This window comes from Streptomyces sp. NBC_00576 (assembly GCF_036345175.1).
GTDB lineage: Bacteria > Actinomycetota > Actinomycetes > Streptomycetales > Streptomycetaceae > Streptomyces.
Genome location: NZ_CP107780.1, coordinates 227,493 through 251,671, shown reverse-complemented (window position 1 = coordinate 251,671; position 24,179 = coordinate 227,493). Strand labels below are relative to the sequence as shown.

Genomic DNA, 24,179 nt, shown 5'->3' with positions numbered 1-24,179 from the left:
GCTCGCGCGCCTTCCGCACAGCGGGCGACAGGACGACCGTACGGAAGAAGGCGGGGCGGCATGACCACGATCGGACAACCGCTCGACCGCATCGACGGCATCGTCAAGACGACTGGCGCGGCCAAGTTCGCCGCCGAGCACTTCTATCCCGGCCTCACGCACGCCGTGCTCGTGCACGCCACCATCAGCCGCGGCCGGATCACCGCCCTGCACACCGACGAGGCGAGCGCGGTGCCGGGCGTGGTCGCCGTCCTCACCCACCTCAACGCGCCCCCCATGAAACCGGCGCCGAAGCCCGGAACGTTCAACCTCACCAGCATGTTCTCCGGCACCTCGGTGAACTATCTGCAGAGCGACGAGGTGCACTGGGAGGGGCAGCCGATCGCGGTGGTCGTCGCGGAGACCTCCGCCGCCGCCCGCGAGGCAGCAGCGCTCGTGCGCGCCGAGTACCGGGTCACCGAATCCGTGGTGGACTTCGAAGGGGCCGAACAGGACGCACAGCCGCAGCCGAACAACTCGTTCTTCCCCCGGGGAGCCAAGAGGGGCGACGCGGAGGCCGCGCTCGCCACCGCGCAGGTGTCGCTGGACCTGCGCTACACCACCCCACCGCACAACCACAACGCGCTGGAGCTACACGCCACCACCGCCGTCTGGGACGGCGACCGGCTCACCGTCCACGACGCGACGCAGGCCATCGACTGGTTCCGCACCCACCTCGCGCTGCGGTTCTCCGTGCCCATGACGAACGTACGGGTGCTGGCGCCCTTCGTCGGCGGCGCTTTCGGCGGCAAGATCGCGATGTGGCCCGGCACGATCCTGGCGGCGCTGGCGGCACGGGCGACCAGCAGGCCCGTACGGCTGGTGCTGTCGCGGGAGGCGGTCTACCGGACGGTGGGCGGGCGCACCCCGTCCGTCCAGCGGGTCGCGCTGGGTGCGGACCGCGACGGCAGACTGACCTCGCTCGTGCACACCAGCGTCATCCGCACCGGCAAGGTCGGCGGTCTCTTCGAGCAGGTCACCGCCCCGTCGAGCCATCTCTACGCGTCCGAGAACATCCTCACGCGGCACGACATCGTGCGGCTCGACCTGCTGCCGAACCACTTCATGCGGGCGCCGGGCGAAGCGATCGGCACCTTCGCGCTGGAGTCCGCGATCGACGAACTGGCCTACGAACTGGGCATCGACCCAATCGAGCTGCGCCTGCGCAACGAGACCGCGGTCGACCCGATCGACGGCAAGAAGAAGTTCTCGCACCGCAGGCTGCCGGAGATGTACGCGCTGGGCGCGGAGCGGTTCGGCTGGCACGACCGCAACCCCGAACCGCGCTCGACGCTCGACGGGCGGTGGCTGGTCGGGACAGGCATGGCAACGGCGTTCCACCCGGGGTTGTCGACGCCGGTCAACGTCACGGTCCGCCTGTCCGCCGACGGCAGCGTGCGGCTGCGCTGCGCCTTCCAGGAGATGGGCATGGGTGCGGCCACGGCCCAGGCCCAGATAACGGCCGACGCGCTGGGTGTGCCGTTCGAGGCCGTCCGCGTGGAGTACGGCGATTCCGATCTGCCGATGGGGCCGGCCGCCGGTGTATCCGTCCAGACCGCGAGCACCGCCGCCAGTGTTATGCAGGCGTGCGAGGAACTGAAGCAGACGCTGAAGTCCATGGCACGCAAGACCGGCGGCGACAGCAACGAGGAGATTCTCCGGCGCGCGAAAGTGCCGCACGTCGAGGCCGTCATCGGATCGGAGACGCGGCTGGGCCGGATCGCCGGGCGGATACGGTTCCTTCCGAAATTCATGCGCGAGGGCCAGCGGTGGATCAAGGCCGCCTCCGGCGTGCAGTTCTGCGAGGTGCGCGTGGATGCCGAGACCGGTGAGACGCGGGTGTCCAGGTGGGTCGGGGTGTTCGACATCGGCAGGGTGATCAACGCGAAGACGGCGGCCAGCCAGGTGCGCGGCGGCATCGTGATGGGCCTCGGCCTGGCGATGGCCGAGGAGACCCTCGTCGACCCGCGCACCGGACGGATCATGAACCCCAGCCTGGCCGAGTACCACGTCCCCGTCCACGCCGACATCCCCCCGGTCGACGTGTCCTTCCTGGACGACCCGGACCCGACCACACCGCTCGGCATCCTCGGCGCCGGCGAGGTGGGCATCACCGGTGTCGGAGCGGCCGTGGCCAACGCCGTGTATCACGCGACCGGCAAGCGGGTGCGGGACCTGCCGATCACGCTGGACAAGCTGCTCTGAGCCGACGGTGGGTGCGGGCCGCCGCCGCGCCCGGCCTTCCGGGTGCCGTATGCGCGACGACGGCCCGTCCCCTCCCCTCCCCCCGACAAGAAGGAACACACGTGCTGGACCTCGCGGACGAGCTGAACCGGTGGCTCGAGGAAGGGCGGGACTTCGCCGTCGCCACGGTCGTGGCCGTCAGCGGCAGCGCCCCGCGCGGGCCGGGCGCCGCCCTCGCCGTCGACGCCGACGGCACCGCCATCGGCTCGGTCTCCGGCGGCTGCGTCGAAGGCGCCGTCTACGACCTGTGCGCCCAGGCCCTCCAGGACGGCCAGGCGGTACGCGAACGGTTCGGCTACAGCGACGAGGACGCCTTCGCCGTCGGACTGACCTGCGGCGGCATCCTCGACATCCTGGTCACCCCGGTGCCCGCCGACGGACCGGACAGGAAGGTACTCCAGGTGGCGCTGTCGGCCGCCGCCCGGGGCGAGGCGACGGCGCTCGCCCGCGTGGTCCGAGGCCCGGCAGTGGTCCTGGGGCGGGCGCTGGCAGTCCGCCCCGACGGCTCGTACGAAGGCCAACTCGGCGGACACCCCGACCTGGACCGCGCCGTCGCCGACGAATCCCTCTCCCTGCTGAACGCCGGCCGCACCGGCACCTTCGACATCGCGCGGGACGGAACCCACTGCGAGCCGGACCTGACCCTGCTCGTCGAGTCGAGCGTGCCGCCGCCCCGCATGCTCGTCTTCGGCGCCATCGACTTCGCCGCGGCCCTGGTACACGTCGGCAAGTTCCTCGGCTACCACGTCACCGTGTGCGACGCCCGACCCGTCTTCGCCACCCGGACGCGCTTCCCCGACGCCGACGACATCGTCGTCGACTGGCCGCACCGCTACCTGCACCACACCCACACCGACGACCGCACAGTGGTGTGCGTCCTCACCCACGACGCCAAGTTCGACGTTCCCCTGCTGGAAGCGGCCCTGCGCCTCCCGGCCGCCTACATCGGCGCGATGGGCTCCCGCCGAACCCACGAAGACCGCGACCGCAGACTCCGCGAGACCGGCCTCACCGAAGCCGAACTGACCCGGCTCCGCTCGCCCATCGGCCTCGACCTCGGCGCCTGCACGCCCGAGGAGACCGCCCTGTCCATCGCCGCCGAGATCATCGCCACCCGCCAGGGCGGAACAGGTCTTCCGCTGAGCGGTTCGCACACACCGATCCATCACGACACCGAAGGGCGCCGGTCCGGATCCGCATCTCGGGTCGGGAGCTTCTGAACGGCCGGCTGAAGCCGCAATCGAACACATCTCGATCTCATAGAAAGGCAGGATCATGAATACGTTGATGACGGAAGGTCCGGGGTTCAGGATCCGGTGCGGTAGCGGGTGAGCATGAGGGCGACGGCTTCGTCGACGATCGTGGTGTCGGTGGGGTCGGGCGGGATGAAGTCGGTGCGTACGAGTTGGGGCCACAGGAGCTGGCCGCAGATCATGCCGAGGAACTGTTCGGCCACTGCGGATGCCGGCTGTGTCTGTCCGTCGGCCGATCGGAAGTCGAGTGTGCCGGCCTGTGCTTCGGCGTTCAGGTAGTCGCGGAGCCGGTCGAAGAAGGGTCCGCGGTCGATGGCGAAGCCGGTGCCGACGATGTCGGCGAGCTCCGGCATCTGGGGAAGCTCGGTGATGATGAGGCGGCACAGTGCCGCCGTGCCGGGCCGCGAGACGAGGCAGGCGTAGTCGCGGCCGATGTGGTCCAGACCGTACCGGGGATCACCGGGCGGGGGCGGTTCGGCGTACTGCACATCCAGCTGCCACTGCTCGGAGGTGACGGCCGCGAACAGCGCCGCCTTGGAGGGGTACCGCTTGAAGAGGGTGCCGGTGGAGACGCGCGCCTCCCGGGCGATCTGGGCCAGGGAGGTCTTGTCGTATCCCCGAGCGAGGAAGAGGTCGCGGGCGGCGCGGATGATCCGCGCGCGGTTCTCCGCTTTGATCTGCGCGTGATACCCGGCCTGGCACGTATCGCCACCGGTTTCCGCTCGGTCACGGTCCGCCACCGACATACCCACGCCCCTCGCCCGTCTCCCAGCCGCATCCTCGCTGTCAGAGAACGGTCTGGCCACCGTCCAGGATAAGGTCCTGGCCCACAGCGAAGGCGGAGACATCGGAGGCCAGGTACACGACGGCCTCCGCGACCTCCTCGGGCAGACCCATGCGCCCCAGCGGGATGCCGGAGCTGATCGCCTCCAGAACCGCCTTCTGCTGCGCGGGGTCCTCGATCCCGAGCTTGGAGCCGGAGTACAGCGGGGTGTCCACGGGGCCGGGGCTGACTGCGTTGAACCGGATGCCGTGCGACCTGAGCAGGTCCGCGTTCCACGACCGCATCAGGGAACCGATGGCTGCCTTCGTCGCGGCGTAGGCGTTCGACTGCCCGTAGCCGCCGTGCGCGCTGTTGGACGCGTTGAGGATGACGGAGGACGGGTTGGCCAGCACGGGCACCAGGGCCTGGGTGAGGAAGAAGACGCTCTTGACGTTGATGTCGAAGAGCCGGTCATAGCTGTCCTCCGTGTGGTCCTCGAACGGCCGCCAGTCCGAGACACCGGCGTTCAGGAACGCCACGTCCAGCTTCCCGAAGTGCTCACGCACCCGCTCCGCCAGGCCGCGCTGCGCATCGAGATCGCGCGCATCGGCCTGCACCACCGGCACCTTGTCCCCGAGGATCTGCCGCGCCTTGTCGATGCTGGCCGGGGTGACCCCTGTGACCAGCACGTCGGCGCCCTCCGCGATAAAACGCTGCGCGGTCTCCAGACCGATCCCACTCGTGCCGCCGGTGATGAGGGCGCGCTTGCCCGCAAGACGATTCATGTTCATTGTTCCTTGCCGAGTCGTGAGGTAAGTCGATGGACTCACCACCTGAAGGTAACTCCCGCACCACCCTTGAGGCAAGTCGATCCACTTACCATCGGAGCCTGGGGCGGTTCGGTCGCGCCGGAGTAGGCGGCCGACATCGGTTCGAAAGCCATGTCGCTGCCGTCCGCGTCCATCTGGGGGGCAAGGAGTGCCCTGGGGTCCGGTTCCCGCCCGGAGAACCCGTCGGCCAGCTGCCGTCGGATTTCTGGCAGGGTCGGAAAACAGCGCCTAGCGTCTCCTCGACGGGTGTGTTCTCTCCTTCGGGAGGGACGAGGAGTAGGTGAACCTCATCCTCGGATGCGGCGCAAGCTCGGGTGAGTGCACGTCACGGACAAGTCGGGCGCGCTGTCTTCACTCCTCCGGCCGTGATGATTCTTCGTGGGTGTCGGCCGGTCAGCCGCGTTGCCGGCGAGCACGTAGAGCGGCCCAGTGGCGCAGGCGCTCGGTGATCTGGGCTTCGTAGCCGTTGCGGGTGGGCTGGTAGTACGTCTCGCGGTGCATGTCGTTGGGGAAGTAGTCGTCACCGGAGAAGCCGTCGGCTGTGTCCGGGTCGTACTGGTAGTCCTTGCCGTAGCCGAGGTTCTTCATCAGTCGGGTCGGGGCGTTGAGGATGTGGGCGGGTGGCATGAGTGAGCCGGTGTGCCGGGCTGATCGGTGTGCGGCGTTGAAGCCGCGGTAGACGGCGATGGACTTGGGGGCAGTGGCGAGGTAGACGACGGCCTGGGCGATCGCCAACTCGCCCTCGGGGGAGCCGAGTCGCTCGTACACGTCCCAGGCGGCCAGGGCCTGCTGGACGGCGTGCGGGTCGGCCATGCCGATGTCCTCGTTCGCGAAGCGGACCAGGCGGCGGGCCACGAACAGCGGGTCCTCGCCGCCGTCGAGCATGCGGGCGAGCCAGTACAGGGCCGCGTCCGGGTCGGAGCCGCGCATCGACTTGTGCAGCGCGGAGATCAGGTTGTAGTGGCCCTCCTGCGCCTTGTCGTACAGCGGGGCCCGCTGCTGGATGTGATGGGCGAGCGCGGCCGTGTCCAGGGGGGTCTCGGTGTCGGGGAGGGCCTGGAGCTGTTCGGCCATGTTGAGGAGGTAGCGGCCGTCGCCGTCCGCCATGGCGATCAGGGCGCGGCGGGCGTCGTCGTCCAGGGGCAGACGGTGGCCGGTGAGCTGCTCGGCGCGGTCGAGGAGCGTGGACAGTGCGGCTTCGTCGAGGAGTTTGAGGACGAGGACCTGGGTGCGGGACAGGAGGGCGCCGTTGAGTTCGAAGCTCGGGTTCTCCGTGGTGGCGCCGATCAGGGTGATCGTGCCGTCCTCGACGTAGGGCAGGAAGCTGTCCTGCTGGGCGCGGTTGAAGCGGTGGATCTCGTCGACGAACAGCAGGGTGCCCTGGCCGATGCCGCGTCGGCTGCGCGCGGCGGCGAACACCTTCCGCAGATCAGCCACGCCGGAGAAGGTGGCCGACACCGGTTCGAAGGCCAGGTTGCCGGCGTCCGCGAGGAGCCGGGCGATGGTCGTCTTCCCGACGCCGGGCGGACCCCACAGAATGGCGGAGCTGAGGCGCTGCTGGGCGACCATGCGGCCCAGCGGGGCATCCGGGCCAAGGAGGTGGTCCTGCCCGACGACATCTTCCAGCTGGGTGGGGCGCAGGCGGTCGGCGAGGGGCCGGGCGGGCTCCTCGTCGAAGAGCGGCAGGGTCGCTTCGGTCGGTTCCATCGGTCTCTCGGATCGCAGGTGGACGTGTGCGGACGTGGCGAGCCTTGCACGGGGCACTGACAGGCGTCGGCTCAGCCGCTCGTGGGGAAGCTCGCGGCGTTCATCGGGCACCGGGGCGGTCGCGTCGCGGCAGCCGCTCGACGGCTAGGTCGTAGGAATCCTCGACCGCGTCGGTGATCAGCCGCTCGGTGATGCCGGGGCCAGGCCCGAGCGAGATCCAGTGGCGTTTGTCGAGGTAGCGGCCCGGTGTGATCGAGGCGTGGCCGCGTACGTGCGCGCGGGCGTGTTCGGGTTCGCACTTGACCGTGATGATCTGATCGTCCGGGTCGTCGGTGACGATCAGGAACACCCTGCCCGCGACCTTGTACACGTCGAGGCCGGGGGTGAAGGGGTAGCCGTGGCTGACGTCGGGGAGGGTCAGGGCCGCCTGGCGGGCGGCGTCCTGGAGCCGGTCGCCGGCCGCGCTCACCGGGCCGCCCGCGTGCCGGTGCCGTAGGTGTGCGGGTCGACGGGCTGCTCGGCCTTGGGCAGGTGGGAGACGACGAGCCGGTAGGAGTCGGTGACGAGCTCCCTGACGAGCTCCTGGTCGACGCCTTCTCCGCTCTCCAGGGTGATCCAGTGCTTCTTGTTCATGTGGTAGCCGGGGGTGATGTGGCTGTACTGCTCCCGCAGGGCGTGGGCCTCGCCGGGGTCCGCCTTGAGGATCACGACGGGACGCCCGGGGACCTCGGTCATCAGCATGAACACCTTGCCGCGTACTTTGAAGACCTCCCAGTCGTCACCGAAGGGATGCTCAACCCGGGCTCCGGGAAGCTCCTCGGCGCAGGCGGCGGCGGTCTTGTGCAGGGCCGTTCCGTTCATGAACGTTTCCTTCATCGGGTGAGCGCGGGCTGGGCACCCATGACGCGAGTGGCGCGCCGCGCGGTCGTGGCGGCACCTCCCACTCTCTCCCCGAAACCGGCATAAGGCGCAGTAGACTGCGGACACATGATGGTCGACAAGCGACACCCCAGCCCAAGCGGATGGGCTGAACCGGCCGCGGTTCCGCTGTACGGTTTCCAGCCCCCGGTCGGTACTCCGTACGGCCTGGAGGTGAACACCATCGAGGACTTCTTCGCCCAGCACGACGACTGGCCGTGGAGCCCGCCCCGTCCGGTCCGCGCCACCTTCCACTACCTCATCGCGGTCACCGAGGGCGAGCTGCGGCACGACGTCGACCACGTCACACGGACCGTCGCCCCCACCCAGTGGCTGTGGGTGCGTCCCGGACACACGCTGTGCTGGCATCCGCCCGGCTCCGCCCGCGGCCCGTTCGTCCTGTTCGAACCGGATGTACTGCGGCCCGACATCGCCCGTCTGCTGGCCCCGCTCACCGCGCACGACGCCCCGGCCGTGCTGGGCCCGCAAGCCGACGACGCCGCCTGGCTCCAGCAGACGGCGCTCCAGCTCCTGGACGAACACCGCGCACTCGGGCGCCGCTCCCTCGACATCCACCACGCTCTGCGCCGCAGCCTGCTCGAATCGCTGCTGCTGCGCCTGACCAACGTCCCGGGCATCGCCCCCATCGGTACGGCCACGGCCGGCACGGGCCGCACCGACAGGTACGGACGCTTCCTGGACGCCCTGGAACTGCACTTCCGGGAGCTGCATCAAGCCGCGGACTACGCCGAGCTGCTCGGCTGTTCGGTCCGCACCCTGAGCCGCGCGGCCCGGGACGTCACCGGCAAGGGGGTACGTGAACTCATCGACGAACGCCGCCTCTTGGAAGCCCGGCGTCTGCTGGGAGGTGCCCGGTGGGACGCCCGGACGGTGGCCGTCCACCTGGGCTTCAGCGATCCCGCGAACTTCGGCCGCTTCTTCCGCGACCGCACCGGTCTCACCCCGGCCGCCTTCGCTGCCCGCGAGGCGAGGACCGGCGCGTGACGCAACGCGGCGGAGACGCCTTGCCCGTCAGGAGGAGATGGCTGCCTTCGCGGTCTGCGTGAACGCCCAGCGAAAGTGCCCGACATGCCACTCGTCGTCGAAAGGTGCGGGTCGATTCCAGGTCGGTCACGGTGAAGGAGCTGTAGGCGTCGGTTGCGTTGTCGGTGATCATGGGATCCTGACGTTCGGTCATTCGGGTGCGCTGGTGTCGCGGGGCGTGTCTCGGAGCTGATCGGTGCGGCTGGGACGACCACTGGCCGAATGCCGGCGGCACAGGCGGGGCCCCGCTCGCCATGCCGGAGGAACCCGGTCAGGCTGGGGACCACAGGCTGCGCCGCGGTCAGGAGGCGATCCTTTCGGTCACGGTCTGGGAGAACGCCCAGTTGGAGTGCACGATGAACCACTGGCCGTCGACGAGCCGGTAGCCGTGCGTGGCGTTCCAGGCGCGCCGCTGCTTCTCGTTGCCGTCCTCGTCGAGCACGTAGGTCTTCAGGTTGTAAGCCAGGACGGCGAAGTCGCCGCTGTCGCCGACGTGGACCGTCGGGTTGAGGTACTCGCTGCGCACGATGTGCGGGTTGGAGTAGATGGACGACAGCCACGCGACGGTCTTCTCCTTGCCGACGACGATGTTCTCGAGGATCGGGTCGAAGTAGCTCACCTCGTCCGCGAAGCCGTCCAGGTAGCCGCCCGGGTCGCCGACGCTGAAGCGTTCGTTGTACGACTTCTCCAGCTCGATGATGGTCTTGCTGACTTCTTCCTTGTTGACGCCCACGGCGTCCTCCCTTTCTTTGTGCACGCCCCAGCCGGTGCCTGTCGGCGAACCAGGGGATGTGTTTCTTTCAGTCGTCCAGGACGACGACGTGCTTGCCCGGCGTGGTGCCGGATTCGAGGTCGGCCTGGGCGTCTCGGACTTGTTCCAGGCCGTGGTAGACCTTCGCGACCGGGACGTTGAGGCGTCCTGCGGCGATGGCCTGGAGCTGGTGGGCGAAGACGTCGGCCGGGAGGTCGCTGGCCTGACCGCCGTAGGAGGTCAGGCGTACCCCGAACGGGATCATGAACGGGGTGAAGTCCGGGATGGACCACTGGCCTGCCAGGGCTCCGGTGAAGCAGACGGTGCCGTGCCGGCGGACGGTGCGGAGGGTGTCGGGGAGGACCGAGCAGCCGACCAGTTCCAGGGCGGCGTCGACGCCGTCCGGGATCAGCTCGCGCACCTGGTCGGCGAGGGTGCCGTTGTCGACGAGGGGATGGTCGACGCCCGCGGCCCGCAGTTCCCCGGCCCGGCCGGGGCTGCGGGTGGTGGAGATGACGGTGGCGCCGAGGTCCTTCGCGATGGTGGCCGCGCTCAGCCCGACCGAGGAGGTGCCGCCGCGGATCAGCAGCGTCTGCCCGGCTTTGAGGTCCAGGCCGCGGGTCAGGGATCCGTAGGCGGTCTGGAACATCTCGGGCAGCGCGCCGACGACGTCCCACGGCAGGCTGGTCTCGAACGGGATGACCTGCCCGGCGGGGACGGTGACGTACTGGGCGTACGCGCCGTCGTACGAGCGGCCCATGCCGCCCATCATCGTGGCCACCTGCTGTCCCGGCCGCAGCCCGCTGTCCTCGTCGGCCTCGTCGACCACGCCGACGCCCTCGATGCCGGGCACCCGCGGGTAGGTGACCACCGCGTCCGACTCGCCCTTGCGGGTGGTGACCTCGGACTCGTTGACGCCGAACGCCTTCACCTTGATCCGCACCCAGCCGGGCTTGCGGACGGGCACCGGCACATCCTCGATCTCCAGTGCGTCGAGGCCGCCGGGCCGGGTGACGACGACGGCCCGCATCGTCGCCGGTGCGGCGCCGCCGGTTGCTGTCGATTGGCTCATGCCGAGCTCCTTGTTCTGTTCGTCCCCGGGAATGTGAAAACGGAGCCGGGGCTCCAGGCACAGGTGCCCGGGTGATCAGTCAGTGGTGACCCTGCGCCGTTGCGCATCTCGGGATCGCGCGGTGACCGTCAGGGGCGGTCGATGCCCTCCCACAGGTCGAGGGCCGCCTGGTAGTGGGCATGGGCCTCGAAGGGAGGGTTGCCGACGCTTCCCGAGGTGGGTTTGTCCGTGACAGCGGGCCACAGCCGGGTCTGCTCACCGGTGGCGAAGTCGAGCACGATGTCGCGGATCCGCGTGTCACGCTCGGCCTGTTCGGGGCTGCGGCCCGGCTGTTCCTGGCCGACCAGGGCGTACATCTCGGTGCCGTGCACCGCGGGCGCGCCCTCGGCGGGCCCGATCATCAGGAGATGGGCGTTGCCGCCCGCGGCGGCGTGCGCCAGGGCGCCGCGGGCGGCCGGGAGCGCGAAGAGGTAGTCCGCCATGACCGCGGCGCGGACCTCGGCCGGGGTACGGCCGCCCTGGTCGTAGGCGTCGACGATCTTCTTCGCGCGGGAGCAGGAAATACGCCACCCCGCGACCTCGTCGACGACGCGGTCGAGGGTGTGCGGGTCGAAACGGTCGAGGTCGTTCGCCACCCACCACCCCATGTCGTCACTCGCCATGCTCAGCAGCACGTCGACATCGCGGTGCGCGCCCGAGTTAAGGACGTCCATGGGATGGGCGTGCACCACCGCGCCAGGCTGTCCGATGTCCAGGACGACACCGGTGGCCTTGTTGTCCACCCCGCCGCGGACTCCGAGGTCCGTCGGGGCGACCTTGCGCAGGGCGTCCCTCAGGGAGACCGCGTCGAGGTCGAGCAGCTTCTCCGGGTTGTCCGCGACGCCGAGTTCGGTGACGAACAGGTGCGCGAGCTCCTCGGCCCACCAGGCCGGGACGCTACGAGCGGGCCCGCCGGAGAACCCGGCCAGTCGCCGGTACAGGCCGTCGGCGGAGGAGGCGCCGAGCAGACCGAAGGTGGAGTAGGCGCCGGCGCTGTGGCCGTAGACCGTGACCTGGTCGGGGTCGCCGCCGAAGTGGGCGATGTTGCGCTGGATCCAGGTGAGCGCGGCGGTGACGTCCTGGAGGAAGAGGTTGCTGGCCTCAGCCAGGGCGCCGCCGTACTGCGAGAGCGAGAGCGCGCCCAGGGCGCCGAGCCGGTAGTTGACCGACACGCCCACCACGCGCCCCGTCGCGGCGAGACCGGAGGCGTTGGAGGTGATCTGGGTGTTCGCGCCGTACTCGAATCCGCCGCCATGGATGTACACGGTCACCGGGAGCGCCTTGTCGGCCGGCTGCTCAGGGGCCCACAGGTTCAGGTTCAGGCAGTCCTCGCCCATCCCGCTGTCCGCTTCGAGCCAGTCGCCGCTGTCGGGCTGGACAGAGACGACGCCCTTGCGGTCATAGGGTCGGTCTGGATCGAAGTCCGCGACCACGGGGCGGCGATACCGCTCGGCGGTGGCGTACGGGATCCCCCACCAGGACCGCACCCCTGGTGCAGTCGGAGCCTTGGAAGCGGTCGCGGTCATGACGTGTCCTTCCAGCGCGGTTCGGGTGTTTCCCGCGGTGTGTCGGTGGCCGGTTGCGAGCGGTGACGTCCCCCATCGTTTCCTGCGATCCGACAAAGCGCCCGACGAGTGGCGGTCACCTGATGGTCAGCAGGTGACACTTCCTTGCTTCACTTCTTCTCGTAGCCCACGCCGCCGACGAGAGGCCCGGGCGATCCGGGATCTGCCATCAGCGGGCCCGGTGGATCCCGGCCAGAGAAAGCCGGCCGAGCAGACACTGCATGGCGCCACCGGTGCGCTGCCGCCGAGGTCAAGCAACAGCGGTGCGGCAAACGGCAGAAGGGCCAGGCGTTCGATCACTCACCTACACCAGCCGGTCTTCGCCAAGACAGCCTGTTGTCCCAACGCGACAGCCAGTTGCTGGCAGCCCATGCCCTCCTGGGCTGCTTCAGACTCCAGCACCGACAAGATCCGCTGGTAGTCCTGCGCGAGGGTTCTCGCCACCACGCCCGACTCCCGCCGGGGCGCCGTCGAGCGCGCCACCGCGCTTTCCGTCGACCCCATGACCACCAAAGGCGGCCCGGCCGGCACCCCGGTCACCGCCACCCGGGCATCCACCAGCCGCTGAAGTTCGAGTTCCGCCTCACCGAGGGCGGCCTGCACCCGCAACCGCGTGATCTCCTCCCGGCCCCTCTTCTCTCTGGCCTCCAGCAGACCGAACACCGACGCCACCAGCGACCTCCACGAGCCAGATGAGCGGAAGCACCACACCCATCTCTCCCGTCACGAGCGGGAGTTCATTCACACCCACCCGAACTAAACGATCATGTTCGGAGAGCGGATGGCGTCTCAGTCACGCAGCCCACAACAGAAAAGGCACACGATGGTTCACCGCAACGCGACACGAGTCGAAGGCCCAGAGCTGGTGTAAAGCGACACGACCTGCGAGGGACACGGTCTCTGCCGACACAACAGCCCTGCGCTGGCCACGACCACCCAGTACGCCCAGCGACTGGCCTCGATAGTGCGCGAACGCCGCAGCGAGCACCTGGCCCTCGACGTCTGGCTCGCCGATGTCCGCCTCGACGGACAACGAGAACTCCGTACCCTGGCCGCCGGCATACGGCGCGACCGCGCAGCCGTGCTCGCCGCCCTGACCACCACCTTCACCTCGGGAGCGGTCGAGGGCAACGTCACCAGAATCAAGCTGCTGAAGAGACAGATGTACGGCCGGGCCAACCTCGACCTCCTGCGCCGCCGCATCCTCCTGTCACCTTGATCAACCAGCCGCCACCCCCAAATCAGCGACAGAGCACGGAACTTGCGCCAGACCCGCCGAAAACGACGTCGCAGCCAATGACGTGTTGCGCGGGTGCGGGTCGGTTGGGCCTGGGCTGAGGGCCTTGTTCCGCCGCCAGCTGACGGGGATCATGACCGCGTGCAGCACCGAGAGGAACTCCACGAACTGCTCGTACGCGCCGGGCTCACGGTCGTCGAGGACGTGCGCCCGGGAAGCCTGTTCCCGCCGGAGGCCGGCTGGCGGATCGCGCAGGGGATCGCGGCGCCGGACGGCGTGGCCCGGGAAGCGCTCGATGCTGGGTGGTGGCGCCGTCTTTGCGATGTCGACGGCGAGTTCCTGGTGGCCGTCCTCAGGCACCGGATCGGCGGCAACGACTCCTGGTGGACCCGGGTCCGCTACGCCGGTGGCCATATCCCGGAGCTGACCGGCGACCCCGGGTTCGTGGCGCTCTCCCTCGACGGGCAGGTGCTGCTGGCGGAGGTGCCCGGCGTGGGCGGGCCTCGGGTGACGGCCCTCGACCGACTGCCGGAGCGGCTGGAGGAGGCCGCCGCGGCCGCCGGGCGCGAGACGGAGGTCGAGCGCGCCGAGGTGTGGGCGGCGGTGCCCGGCCGACATGCGTGGCCTCTGCACTGGGCGGTGGGGATCGGGTCGAATCCGGCCGCGCCGGACGAGCTGCTGATCCGGCTGCTGGATGTGGAGGCTGGCTTCCTGCATGACTGCGACCGGCCCGCCGTCCTCGACGCCGCCGTGGCGCACCCCGATCCGCAGGTGCGATCGTCACCCGCCGACACCTTCAGGCCCAAGCTCACGTCCGATCAGTGGGTACGCCTGGTCCGTGCCGAACCGTCGCCGAGCCGGCGCGTGCTCTGGGCAGAGCGTGCCTGCATCTGGGGCGCCGAACTCCCCGAGGACCTGTACGACGACTTCCTCGCCGGCCCGTCCCGCGCCCTGGCCGCCGAACTCCCGGGGCTCCCCGCACGCCACCTCCCCAGCTTCGCGACCGACGCCGACCCTCGAGTGCGGACAGCGAGCTGCGGCCGGTGGGAAGACCTCGCCGCGCCGCTGCGGGCGCGGCTACTGGCCGACACCGACAACGCGGTGCGCACGGCGGCGCTGCTCGCCCACCACACCGGCGTCCCCATGCCGCGCGAGATCTTCGGCGCGCTGGCCGCGCCGCTGCGGGCGCTCGAACGGTGCCGCCTCGCGCACGAGTTGGAGGCGGAGCTGGTCCGGGACGGGGACGCGGAGGCACGCCGGGCGCTGGCCGCCAACCCGGGCCTGGGTGCGTACGGCGTTGCCGTCCTGGCGGAGGACCCGCACGACGACATCCGCTCCGCGGTGGCGCTGCGCCCCGACCTCACCGAGGAGCAACGTGCCGCGGTGCGCCACAACTTCGCCCCGACGTCGATGTCGCACACCCTGCCCTGGGTCGAGGACCTGCACGGCGACACCGACGCGATGCGCCGACTCGCAACGTCGTCCCATCCCCTGATCCGCCGCAGTGTGGCCCGCGCCCGGCATCTCCCGCCAGACGTCGTGGAGCGTCTGGCACGGGACGAAGACCGGACGGTCCGCCTGTTCCTCGCCGAATCGTGCGACGACGCGCCGACCGACATGCTGCTGGAGGTCTGGCGCTGGTGGGACGGCAGCTTCAGCCACCCCGACCGCCCCCGCAGCCACCCCAACTTTCCCCGTACGGGCCTGCTGCGCTACGTCGACGACCCCAGCGGGCGGATGCGCCGCCTGGCCCTGGACGATCCGGAGTCGACACCGGCCGACGTCGCGCGCCTGGCCCGGGACCCGGAAGCCGAGGTGCGCCGCCACGCGGCCAAGGACCACCGGCTGTCACCGACCGACGCGGTGCGGCTGCTGAACGACCCGGAGGCTTACGTCCGCGGCACCGCAGTGCGCAATCCGCGGCTGCCGGCCCGCGTCCTGGCCGGGCTGCTGCACGACCGCGACACGGCATGCGCAGCGGTCACCAACCCGGCGATCCCGATCCCCGTCCTGCACCGTATCCTGGCCGCGGCCGCGAAAGCCGTGGCAGCCCCGCGCTGAACACTGACACCCCGCACGGCGGCCGTGGCGGCCTGACGCTGAACTCCGGTGCCCTTGGCCGGTCACCACTACGCCAACCCCGCGAACACCCGCCGGGGCCCCGCTGTTCCTACATACGCCGCTGGCGCACCTGCGGGGTTGGCTGCGACGTCGTTCGGCTGGCGACGGCACAGATCTTGGAGAGCCGTCACGGCGGGCCACTGATGCAACATCTTCCACGCCCTGGACGACGTGCTCGGCCTGTATCTGCCCTGCCCTGTAAGCGGTCCAGGAGGAGACGGTGAGGGACACCCTGGGGCCCGCTAGGCTGCGATTCTTCGACGGATGGGGGCATGACATGTGGCAGCGGGGGATACGGGTGGTCGTGCTCGGCGCGGCCCTGGTAGTCCTGGCCGGCTGCGGTTCCAAGATCGCCGAGACCGATGAGGAGGCGACAGGCGCGGCCACGGCCTCCGCCTGGACGCTCGCCGCTCCGATTCGCATCGACGGCGTCCGTACCGCCGACGGCGGCCGGTCCCTGGTGGTCGATGCCGAAGTGCCCGACGGGGCACGTGACTGCGTGCGCAGCCTGCGCGGTGAGCTCGACACCGTCGAGCACGGCACGGTATACGCGAAGGTCACGTACGAGACCCGCTCCCTGGACCAGGACTCCGGCTGCGCCGGCACGCGGCGGGTCAAAGCGACGGTGAAGCTGGGCGAGCCCCTGGGCTCCCGCAGGGTCATGGTGAACAGCATGGACGTGTACACCCCCGTCGGTGCCACGCCACCCGCCCTGCGGCAGTGCGGCGAGAACGGCTGCGACCCCACGCCGCCACGTTGCACCTCGTCCTCGTACCAGCAGGCGGTCAACGACACGGACATCCCCAAGCACACGAGCTGGGAGGAACGCGGCTGCGACGACACGTGGCTGGTGCTGGACCTGTCGACCCGGATGGGGCCGGCGTGCGGTGACGCCGACGACGGATGCTCCTCCTCTGGTGTCTCCCAGCGCTGGTTCTACCGGGCCGAGTCCTCAGGCTGGCGGCCGGTCGCCACGAACGGCGATGCGGGGTGCGCCGGGATCCACAAAGTCCTGCCGGAATTGCCCGAGCACCTCTGCGCGTCGCTGCCGCGGCTCGACCGCGGCTGATCCCCCGAGCCTGCGGCTGCTTGGCTACTGGAGCAGGATCCGGGTCTTTGACGACAGAAGCGGTTGGGTTGTTGTACGTGTACAACAACCCAACCGCTTCCAGGGCAGAGAGCCTGACTGGAGTCAGGGCTCCTCGGTCCGCTTCCTCCGAACACACCGCGACAAGCTCGCTGATACCGCGGGCCCGCTCGATGATGTCGAAGTCCGCGCGGTTCAGGTTCTCTACCGCGATGGTCTGGCCCTCTACCTTGTGGAGCGAGTCATTTCAGGTCGCTTGTCCGAGGGGCGATCTGAGGGAGAGACGACGAGGAGTGGGCATCGGACGCAAGCGTGCTCTTCTCTGAACTAAGGGTTGGTCGAGCGGCCGCGGGGTCGTGGGGGTCTCATTCCCCGCGGCCCCGTAGCCGCTACTTGGTGGCTTCGCTGATGCGAGCGGTGGGCCGGGAGAGGCTAGGTAGGCCCAGGAAGACGGGGGACTGCTTCTTCTCTTGCTGAGCTTCAATCTGGGCGATCTTGTCCTCGGCAGCGGCGAGGCTGGTGGACAGGCCTTCGACTTCGCCGAACCATCTCTCGCGTTCGGCTTCGGCGATCCGCGCTGCGCAAGCTCGTTGTCCCGTCCGGCAACAACAAGGGCGAGCACCCTTCGGTGGCCACCGACTAGGCACTCGCCGAGGACGACAGTCCCGAACCCACCGTCTGTGCTTCACAGCTACATGCCGGTCGGTCTCGTTCGTTGGCGGCGCCCCCCGTTCCAGCTGGCTCCGAACCGGTCAGGCGGCTGGCTGCAGTCGGACGCAGCATCGCCCCGGGCTGGGCGCCAGGCGTGCCTCGAGTCCGGCCTCATCCAGACCATTGAGGACACCGCGTAGCAGGTGGAGGTTCATGCCACACACCGTCTCGGTGTGCTCCCGGGCAAGCGCGTGGAAGGGGCAGTTGGCCAGAACGATGGCATCGCCCTCGCAGCGTGGCTCGAAGCCGTACCGCTCCAGAAGGTCGAAGACCTCCGTCTTGTTCTGCTCGCCCAGGTGCGTGCCGAGTTCTTGGGCCTTGCGGTGCAGGACCTCGCGCACCGGCGCACCGGTCGCGTCAGACTCCTCCACGGCTTGCGCGAGCAGCCGGCCGGCCAGCTCGTAGCGGCGGTCCGGCAGGTTGACGGCGACCTGCTTCGTCGAGCGGCGGTAGAGCTTGGCCGGCCTTCCCGCGCCCGGTCCGGAGCGTCCGCTGCGGCGCTCGAAGACGACGTCGAGCAGGGATTCGTCGGCGAGCCGGTCCAGGTGGAACGCGGCGGTCTGCCGCGCCAGGCCGAGGGCGGCGGCCGCCTCGTCCCGGCTGACGGGGCTCGGCCGGCGCACCACGTGGTCGTACAGCCTCCTGCGGGTCGGCTCATCAAGGGCGGCGATGGCGGAGACGTTGGGGTCGCGTACTTCCTTCGAGGTGTCCACGAACACCAGTGTAAAACCAACAGCCATTGACTAAAGAGCGAAGCAGGGCTTCTATTGTTAATGAACCTCGCCGATAGAAGGAGAGGGCCATGTCCTCCGTAACCACAAGCACCACCTCCGCCGCCCCGCGGCGGGCGGTGCTCACCGACCCCGGCTACCAGGCGTTCGTGATCCTGCGTATCGGCTTCACGGTGGCGCCGATCCTGTTCGGGCTGGACAAGTTCGCCAACCTGCTAGTGGACTGGCCCACCTACCTCGCGCCGTGGATCGACGACATCGTCCCCGGCAGCGCCCAGGCGGCCATGTACGCGGTAGGGGCGATCGAGATCGTGGCCGGCATCGCCGTGGCGCTGGCTCCGCGCTTCGGGGGCTGGCTCGTCGCCGGCTGGCTGGCTGGCATCATCGTCAACCTGCTGACCATCCCGGGCCACTACGATGTCGCGCTGCGCGACTTCGGACTGCTCCTCGGCGCCGTCGCGCTAGCACGGCTCGCCCAGCGCTACCACGCCAAGCGGCAGCGGTGAACAGGCGCGGAGCGCACTGAATCCACCCGGCGCGTGGAGCCTCACGGATCCACCCGCCCGCGCCGCCCTCCTCTGATCGCCCAGAATCCTGGTCAGCCGGGTGCGAGAGCGAGAGCGCAGGCCCGGTGAGATGGTGAAGCCGTGGGGACTGATCCCAGAACCGATCGTCATCGCGCGGCCTTCCTCGGCGGCTTCCTCACCGGCCTGCAGGCATCTGGGATCGATGCGGTCCCCGCCTCTCACAGGGGACGGTGTTGTGTGGAACCACGCGCCGCAGTCGGCGGAACGAGCGTGCCCGGCCCTGCCACCGGGGGTGTGCGAAAGAGTTCTCGCCGGCCCTCAGAGGATCCAGAAGAAACCTGGAGACGGCATCCCACGACGACGCATGGGAGAAGATCATGAGTGAGAACCTGGACCGGCTGGCCGCCGAAGGCGTAGCGGTCTGGCTCGATGATCTGAGCCGGCAGCGGCTCACCGGTGGCGGGCTGGCCGACTTGGTGCGTGAGCAGCAGGTGGTGGGTATCACCAGCAATCCGACGATCTTCGCCAAGGCTATCCGTTCGGGTGCCCGCTACGACGCGCAGGTCGGTGATCTGGCCCGGCGCGGAGTACGGGTGGAGGAGGCCGTCAGGCTGCTGACCGCGTTCGACGTGCGGTGGGCCTGCGACGTGCTGCGACCGGTGTACGACGCCAGCGACGGGGTGGACGGACGGGTATCGCTCGAGGTGGACCCGCGCGTCGCTCACGACACGGCGGCGACGATCGCCGAGGCACGGGCCCTGTGGTGGCTGGTGGACCGGCCGAACCTGTTCGTGAAGATCCCCGCGACCCAGCCCAGCCTGGAGGCGATCAGCACCGCGCTCGCCGAAGGCATCAGCATCAACGTGACGCTGATCTTCTCCCTCAACCGCTACGACCAGGTGCTCCGCGCCTTCCTGGACGGCATGGGTAAGGCCCATGCGGCGGGGCGTGATCTGGCGTCCATCGCATCGGTGGCCTCCTTCTTCGTTAGCCGGGTGGACACCGAGGTCGACAGCCGGCTGGACAAGATCGGCGCACCGGAGGCGCTGGCGCTGCGGGGGCGGGCCGCGATCGCCAACGCGCGCCTGGCCTACCAGCACTTCGAGCAGGCCACCGCATCCGAGGAGTGGCAGGCTCTGGCCGCGGCCGGGATGCGCCCACAGCGCCCGCTGTGGGCCTCCACCGGCGTTAAGGACCCCTCCTACGACGACACCCGCTACATCGACGAACTGGTGGCGCCCGGGGTGGTCAACACCATGCCCGAGCAGACCCTGCATGCGGTCGCGGACCACGGCCGTATCCAGGGCGACACCATCCATGGCACCTACGCGTCATCCCAGCAGGTACTGGATGACCTGGAGACGGTCGGTGTGTCCTACGACGACGTGGTGCGTGTGCTGGAGGACGAGGGTATCGCCAAGTTCACCGCCTCCGGCAACGAGCTGTTCGACCAACTGGAGGCCGAACTGCACACCAGGCGCACCGCCGCCTGACGCAGCCGGCCGCCCGCTGCCAACGAACGGTCCCAGCGCCACCTTCTGCGGCGACGACCGCTCGGCAGACACGCCAGGAAACAAATCAACCGCTGACAGGGCACGGCTATCGACAACGATGGCCTGGCCACGGGCGACGCCCGGCGGGTAGTGGATCGCCATTAGATCGACCCCACCACTGGTGCCTTCCTCGGCAACCTGCCCCAGGGCCTGTCCCACCTGGCCCTGATCAGCGCCACCGGCGCAATCGGGGAGGCCACACGATGAGCATCTGGGCCGCTCTGGCAGGCGGGTTCACCGGCACCCTGGTCCTGCTACGGGCCTGCGCGCAGCCAACGCCTTCAACCTCACCCGTATCGACCTGCCGTTCCTGCTCGGCACCGCCTTCACCAGCAACCGCACCCGCGCCAAGGCATACGGCTACGGCGCACACTTCATCAACGGCCAGATCTTCGCCCTGAGCTACTACGCGATCTTCGTCGCCATCGGCTACAGCAGCTGGTGGCTGGGATGTCTCTTCGGCCTCGTCCACGGCCTGTTCGCCGCCACCGCCCTGGTCAACATTCTGCTGCCTCTCGTCCACCCCGCATGGGCACACCCGAAACCAGCGCCCCCCACGTCGCGCTACTCGAACCACCCGGCTTCCTCATGCTCAACTACGGTCCAGGCACCCCCACTGTCACCCTCGCCGCACACCTCGCCTACGGCACCATCATCGGAGGCTTCCTAACCCGGCCAGGCTGAGCACCCCAAGCCTGTATGGGGCCGGGGGCCTGCCACGCGGTTCGGGCGGGCGCGACGCGAGCCGGGTAGCGTGGAAAGCGGGACCAGCCACACCAGCGACGAAGCCTTCGCGTCGCAGCCCGTAGGCGGAAGGGTTCTCATGGCGCATCCCCGCGAAACGACACCGTCCCAGCCGCACCATGCGAGGCTTCCGGCGAATGCCGAGCCGGCCGGCAACGGAGCGGATACACGCGGGCCGCAGTTGGCCTCGGTCGTGTTGTTCGTCCACGACCACGACGAGTCGGCGGACTTCTACGGCGACCTGCTGAACATGGAGGTCACGGTCCGCACCGCCACAGCCGCGCTGCTCGTCGGCCCTGGCGGATTCCAGGTATACCTACGCTCCGTGGGGCCGAACGCCTCCCACCCGGTCGGCCACGTCGGCGCCCAGTACGTGATCTGGACAGCGGACGGCCCCGACGACTTCCAGCGTTGCGAACGCGTACTGCGAGCCCGATCCGACCATGTGTCCACCAGGCCCGGCGAGGGCTTCACCGTCATCGAAGGCCGGGACCCCAACGGCCTGCCAGTCCTGGTGGCCTACCCGGGCCCGGACGAAGTGGCACGCCCTGAGATCATCGCCCGTTACTACGTGTAGCGGAGCAGTCAGTCGCGAGGAGGTCTCATGGCCCGCAAGAAGATGGTGCATGTCCGCCGGGTCTACGAGGCTCCGGCGCAGGCAGACGGGGCCAGAGTGCTGGTCGACCGCATCTGGCCCCGGGGGCTGACCAAGGAGAAGGCCCAGCTCGACGAGTGGTGCAAGCAGGTCGCCCCCTCCACAGAGCTGCGCAAGTGGTATGGCCACGACCCCGAGCGGTTCACAGAATTCAGCCGCCGCTACCGCAACGAGCTCAAGGATCCCGAACACGCAGACGCCCTGGCGCACCTGAGCGACCTCGCCAAAGACCGGTCCTTGACGCTACTCACCGCGACCAAGCAGCCCGAGATCAGCGAAGCCGAGGTGCTCGCCGACCTGCTCCGGAGCTGACCGGGGTCAAACGGCACCGGGGTCCAAAAGGGGCCCCGCCGGATGCGTCGCACCCCTTGTCGATTGTCGAGTGGAGAATCAACCCTTGTCGCAGTCGCAACCGGCGACGTTCTTCCTGGACCACGCTCGCTACCGCCCGCATCGTCCCCTTATATATGCGCGATGCTGTGCACCGAGGGGAGAGCTCTCCCTCCCGGACCCGCCCTTGAGTCCTTCACACTGCGTGAACCGGTGCGGATGCGGTGCGCATTCCCGCACGGCGATGCGCACCACCGTGCGGGGAATGCCCTGCACCGTGCGCACCGGACCGGGAGTGAACCGCACCGGATGCGCACCATCCGGTGGGGGAGTGCGTCGCATCGTGCACGACTCATCGCGCCGTGCGTACCCGGTGCGCGCCAGTGCCCCGCGGACTCGGGTCCCCGGCGCGTGTGGCGCGCGGCCGTCGGCGCATTGGCTCGACGATCCGCCCGTGGGACAGACCCCGGCACAGAAGGCCGCCCAGGCGGCAGGCGGGCAGGAGCCGAAGAAGAGGCCCGGCAAGCGGGAGCTGGTCATCAGCGGCGAGTTCAAGGAGCGCGAGCGTGCCGGCATCCTGCGCCGCGGCACGCGGCGCACCGGCAAGCTTCGAGTACCGCGCCGTCCTGCCCAGCGAGATCAACGCCGAAGGCGCCAAGCCGCGCCACATCGAGATCACAGCCGGACAGGAAAGCGACACCTCCTCCGCCGGGGGCAGCCAGGAGACTGGCACTTCGTCAGCAGAGGGCTGGATCGCCCGCAGCCCTGGAGCCGGTCAGGTCAGCTCCAGGGCTGCTCATGAGTTTCCGTATCCGGGCGCCAGGAGGGCGCTGTGGTGGGCAGCCATCACCTCTCCAGCGGCAGACGTCCGCCTGGTCGGCTCACGAGGCGGTGCGGGCTTCGGCGGCGGAGACGACCTCCTGGCGGCGGCGGTGGAGCCGCTCGTACTTCAGGACCTGGCGGGCGACGCCGGCGGGGACGTTCTGCAGCTGGGTGGTGATCTTGTCGGGGTGCATGGTGTCGTAGCCGTCCCAGGGTTCGCTGCCGCGCAGCTGCTCGATGCTGTCCAGGACCGGGGGCCGGTTGGAGTGGGTGCGTTCGTATCCCTCGATGACCGTCAGGTCCCACTGGGACAGCGGGCGCAGCTGCTGCAGGATCTCCTCGACGCCGAGCCGGCTGAAGCGGGGGATCGGCAGCTCCTGCTCCCGGGTCACCGCTCCCTGGACCTCTTGGGCCATGCGGGTCGCGTCGGGCATCTCCCGTACGGCGCCCGCGGCCGCGCCCCTGGCCCTCCGGCCGCCGATCCGGGCGGCGTCCTGTACCCGGTCGGTGGCGGTCCGCAGTGCGCCGGCGAGCGCGTCGGCCAGGCCGACGCCGTTCTCCTGGACGAAGCCGTTGGCCGCGGCGGCCACGGCCCGCGCGCGGTCGGCGATACTGTCCTCCAGTTGTTCGAGCAGTTCCTCGTCCTGGCGGCGCAGCGCGGCGAGCAGGTCGGCGGTGGCCTGGTCACGGGCCTCTTCGGCGATGGTCTGTCCGGCCCGGCAGGTTGCCAGCGCCCGGGCAGTGACCGCGTACTCGTCTTCGGCGTTTCTCAGCAGCCGCCGTTCGTCGTTCGGCTGCCGCCCGCGCAGCATGTCCGTCACGAGCGTGGATCCGATGGTCAGCGGCACCATGGCGGTGCGCATGGCGCTGCGGGAGATGGACCGCGCCATATCCACGGTGTCTGCGACAAGCCCGCCGCTGGACCGCAGTTCACGCACCTGGTGCTCGATGGGCTGGAGGCTGTCCTGGACGCAGTACACGTGGCGCTCGAGCATCTGCCGGTAGGGGCCAGGCGGAGTGATGGTCACATCCGCCCTGAACCGGTCGACGACCGCCTCATGCGCCTCACGGGCATCCTCCAGCGCCGGTACGAGCGAGTCCGTCATCACTGCCATGGGTGCTCCCTGGGGTGTGGGGGTCAGGCGGCCGGCCACAGGGCCGCGCAGGGGGAATCGGCTGCCCGCCGGGCCGTTCCCCGCGGCCAGGCAACCGGAGACCATCCTTCCGGACCCCGGCCAAGATCGCCGGGAGGCTGGCCCGTTCGCGTCCGTACAGCTGCTATCGGCTGGCACCTTTCCCGCTCGCTTGCTGCCCTCTTGGCCATGGCAACAGGCGGGGAGGGCAGGTTGTGGACCGGGTCCTGGCCTTGCGGCCCGGGGGTGGGGGCCGTTGTGAGGGGCGGTGGGCTGAACGGGTGGTGACGGCGGTTGCGCTGT

21 protein-coding genes and 1 pseudogene are annotated in these 24,179 nt (G+C 69.7%); 11 read left to right on the top strand and 11 right to left on the bottom strand.

The window, feature by feature from the left end; genetic code table 11:
• Positions 1 to 60 precede the first annotated feature (60 nt).
• Positions 61 to 2,244 (top strand): xanthine dehydrogenase family protein molybdopterin-binding subunit, encoded by a 2,184-nt coding sequence (locus OG734_RS01030; protein ID WP_330285550.1) that lies wholly within the window; start codon positions 61 to 63, stop codon positions 2,242 to 2,244.
• Positions 2,245 to 2,345: 101 nt separating this feature from the next.
• A complete protein-coding gene (locus tag OG734_RS01025; RefSeq protein ID WP_330285549.1) occupies positions 2,346 to 3,503 on the top strand; it encodes an XdhC family protein in 1,158 nt (385 codons plus the stop codon).
• 86 nt (positions 3,504 to 3,589) lie between these two features.
• Here the strand turns inward: OG734_RS01025 and OG734_RS01020 are convergent, their stop codons facing one another.
• The 5 genes from OG734_RS01020 to OG734_RS01000 all read right to left on the bottom strand — a co-directional run bounded on the left by OG734_RS01020 (position 3,590) and on the right by OG734_RS01000 (position 7,697).
• Positions 3,590 to 4,282: a TetR/AcrR family transcriptional regulator gene (locus OG734_RS01020; RefSeq protein ID WP_330285548.1), complete on the bottom strand. Its 693-nt coding sequence runs from the start codon at positions 4,280 to 4,282 to the stop codon at positions 3,590 to 3,592.
• A gap of 40 nt (positions 4,283 to 4,322) precedes the next feature.
• The gene (locus OG734_RS01015; RefSeq protein WP_330285547.1) at positions 4,323 to 5,084 is read right to left on the bottom strand and encodes an SDR family oxidoreductase; all 762 of its coding nucleotides are present in this window, start codon (positions 5,082 to 5,084) and stop codon (positions 4,323 to 4,325) included.
• A gap of 438 nt (positions 5,085 to 5,522) precedes the next feature.
• A complete protein-coding gene (locus OG734_RS01010) occupies positions 5,523 to 6,836 on the bottom strand; it encodes a replication-associated recombination protein A (protein WP_330285546.1) in 1,314 nt (437 codons plus the stop codon).
• Positions 6,837 to 6,936: 100 nt separating this feature from the next.
• Positions 6,937 to 7,305, bottom strand: coding sequence for an MmcQ/YjbR family DNA-binding protein (locus OG734_RS01005; protein ID WP_330285545.1), 369 nt, complete (start codon positions 7,303 to 7,305; stop codon positions 6,937 to 6,939).
• Complete coding sequence (locus OG734_RS01000; RefSeq protein ID WP_330285544.1) at positions 7,302 to 7,697, bottom strand: MmcQ/YjbR family DNA-binding protein; 396 nt, start codon at positions 7,695 to 7,697, stop codon at positions 7,302 to 7,304. The genes OG734_RS01005 and OG734_RS01000 overlap by 4 nt, the downstream gene beginning before the upstream one ends.
• Before the next feature lie 126 nt (positions 7,698 to 7,823).
• On the opposite strand from OG734_RS01000, the gene OG734_RS00995 reads away from it, so the two are divergent.
• Positions 7,824 to 8,759 (top strand): helix-turn-helix domain-containing protein, encoded by a 936-nt coding sequence (locus OG734_RS00995; RefSeq protein ID WP_330285543.1) that lies wholly within the window; start codon positions 7,824 to 7,826, stop codon positions 8,757 to 8,759.
• Positions 8,760 to 9,099: 340 nt separating this feature from the next.
• Here the strand turns inward: OG734_RS00995 and OG734_RS00990 are convergent, their stop codons facing one another.
• The 4 genes from OG734_RS00990 to OG734_RS00975 form a co-directional block, all read right to left on the bottom strand.
• Positions 9,100 to 9,531: a YybH family protein gene (locus OG734_RS00990; protein WP_330285542.1), complete on the bottom strand. Its 432-nt coding sequence runs from the start codon at positions 9,529 to 9,531 to the stop codon at positions 9,100 to 9,102.
• A gap of 67 nt (positions 9,532 to 9,598) precedes the next feature.
• Entirely contained in the window at positions 9,599 to 10,621 is a 1,023-nt protein-coding gene (locus tag OG734_RS00985; RefSeq protein ID WP_330285541.1) for an alcohol dehydrogenase catalytic domain-containing protein, read from the bottom strand.
• Between the two features lie 128 nt (positions 10,622 to 10,749).
• Positions 10,750 to 12,186 (bottom strand): carboxylesterase family protein, encoded by a 1,437-nt coding sequence (locus OG734_RS00980; protein WP_330285540.1) that lies wholly within the window; start codon positions 12,184 to 12,186, stop codon positions 10,750 to 10,752.
• Between the two features lie 339 nt (positions 12,187 to 12,525).
• Positions 12,526 to 12,897 carry a hypothetical protein gene (locus tag OG734_RS00975; protein WP_330285539.1) on the bottom strand — a complete coding sequence of 124 codons (372 nt, stop codon included), beginning with the start codon at positions 12,895 to 12,897 and terminating at the stop codon, positions 12,526 to 12,528.
• Positions 12,898 to 13,144: 247 nt separating this feature from the next.
• Here OG734_RS00975 and OG734_RS00970 point away from each other — a divergent pair.
• From OG734_RS00970 to OG734_RS00960, 3 genes and pseudogenes are all read left to right on the top strand, one after another.
• Positions 13,145 to 13,444, top strand: a pseudogene (locus OG734_RS00970) (transposase); the annotation flags it as partial.
• 159 nt (positions 13,445 to 13,603) lie between these two features.
• Complete coding sequence (locus OG734_RS00965; RefSeq protein WP_330285538.1) at positions 13,604 to 15,523, top strand: hypothetical protein; 1,920 nt, start codon at positions 13,604 to 13,606, stop codon at positions 15,521 to 15,523.
• 280 nt (positions 15,524 to 15,803) lie between these two features.
• Positions 15,804 to 16,652 (top strand): hypothetical protein, encoded by an 849-nt coding sequence (locus OG734_RS00960; RefSeq protein WP_330285537.1) that lies wholly within the window; start codon positions 15,804 to 15,806, stop codon positions 16,650 to 16,652.
• A gap of 770 nt (positions 16,653 to 17,422) precedes the next feature.
• Here the strand turns inward: OG734_RS00960 and OG734_RS00955 are convergent.
• Positions 17,423 to 18,100, bottom strand: coding sequence for a helix-turn-helix transcriptional regulator (locus OG734_RS00955; RefSeq protein WP_330293525.1), 678 nt, complete (start codon positions 18,098 to 18,100; stop codon positions 17,423 to 17,425).
• 83 nt (positions 18,101 to 18,183) lie between these two features.
• On the opposite strand from OG734_RS00955, the gene OG734_RS00950 reads away from it, so the two are divergent.
• The 5 genes from OG734_RS00950 (at position 18,184) to OG734_RS00930 (ending at position 21,903) form a co-directional block, all read left to right on the top strand.
• The gene (locus tag OG734_RS00950; RefSeq protein ID WP_330285536.1) at positions 18,184 to 18,618 is read left to right on the top strand and encodes a hypothetical protein; all 435 of its coding nucleotides are present in this window, start codon (positions 18,184 to 18,186) and stop codon (positions 18,616 to 18,618) included.
• Between the two features lie 398 nt (positions 18,619 to 19,016).
• Positions 19,017 to 20,132 (top strand): transaldolase, encoded by a 1,116-nt coding sequence (gene tal, locus OG734_RS00945; RefSeq protein WP_330285535.1) that lies wholly within the window; start codon positions 19,017 to 19,019, stop codon positions 20,130 to 20,132.
• Positions 20,133 to 20,720: 588 nt separating this feature from the next.
• Positions 20,721 to 20,876 (top strand): hypothetical protein, encoded by a 156-nt coding sequence (locus tag OG734_RS00940; protein WP_330285534.1) that lies wholly within the window; start codon positions 20,721 to 20,723, stop codon positions 20,874 to 20,876.
• Positions 20,877 to 21,015: 139 nt separating this feature from the next.
• A complete protein-coding gene (locus tag OG734_RS00935) occupies positions 21,016 to 21,513 on the top strand; it encodes a VOC family protein (protein WP_330285533.1) in 498 nt (165 codons plus the stop codon).
• A gap of 27 nt (positions 21,514 to 21,540) precedes the next feature.
• Positions 21,541 to 21,903 carry a DUF488 domain-containing protein gene (locus OG734_RS00930; RefSeq protein WP_330285532.1) on the top strand — a complete coding sequence of 121 codons (363 nt, stop codon included), beginning with the start codon at positions 21,541 to 21,543 and terminating at the stop codon, positions 21,901 to 21,903.
• Positions 21,904 to 22,802: 899 nt separating this feature from the next.
• On the opposite strand, the gene OG734_RS00925 is transcribed toward OG734_RS00930, so the two are convergent.
• On the bottom strand, positions 22,803 to 23,858 hold the full coding sequence (locus tag OG734_RS00925) for a hypothetical protein (RefSeq protein WP_330285531.1): 1,056 nt from the start codon (positions 23,856 to 23,858) through the stop codon (positions 22,803 to 22,805).
• Between the last annotated feature and the right edge of the window lie 321 nt (positions 23,859 to 24,179).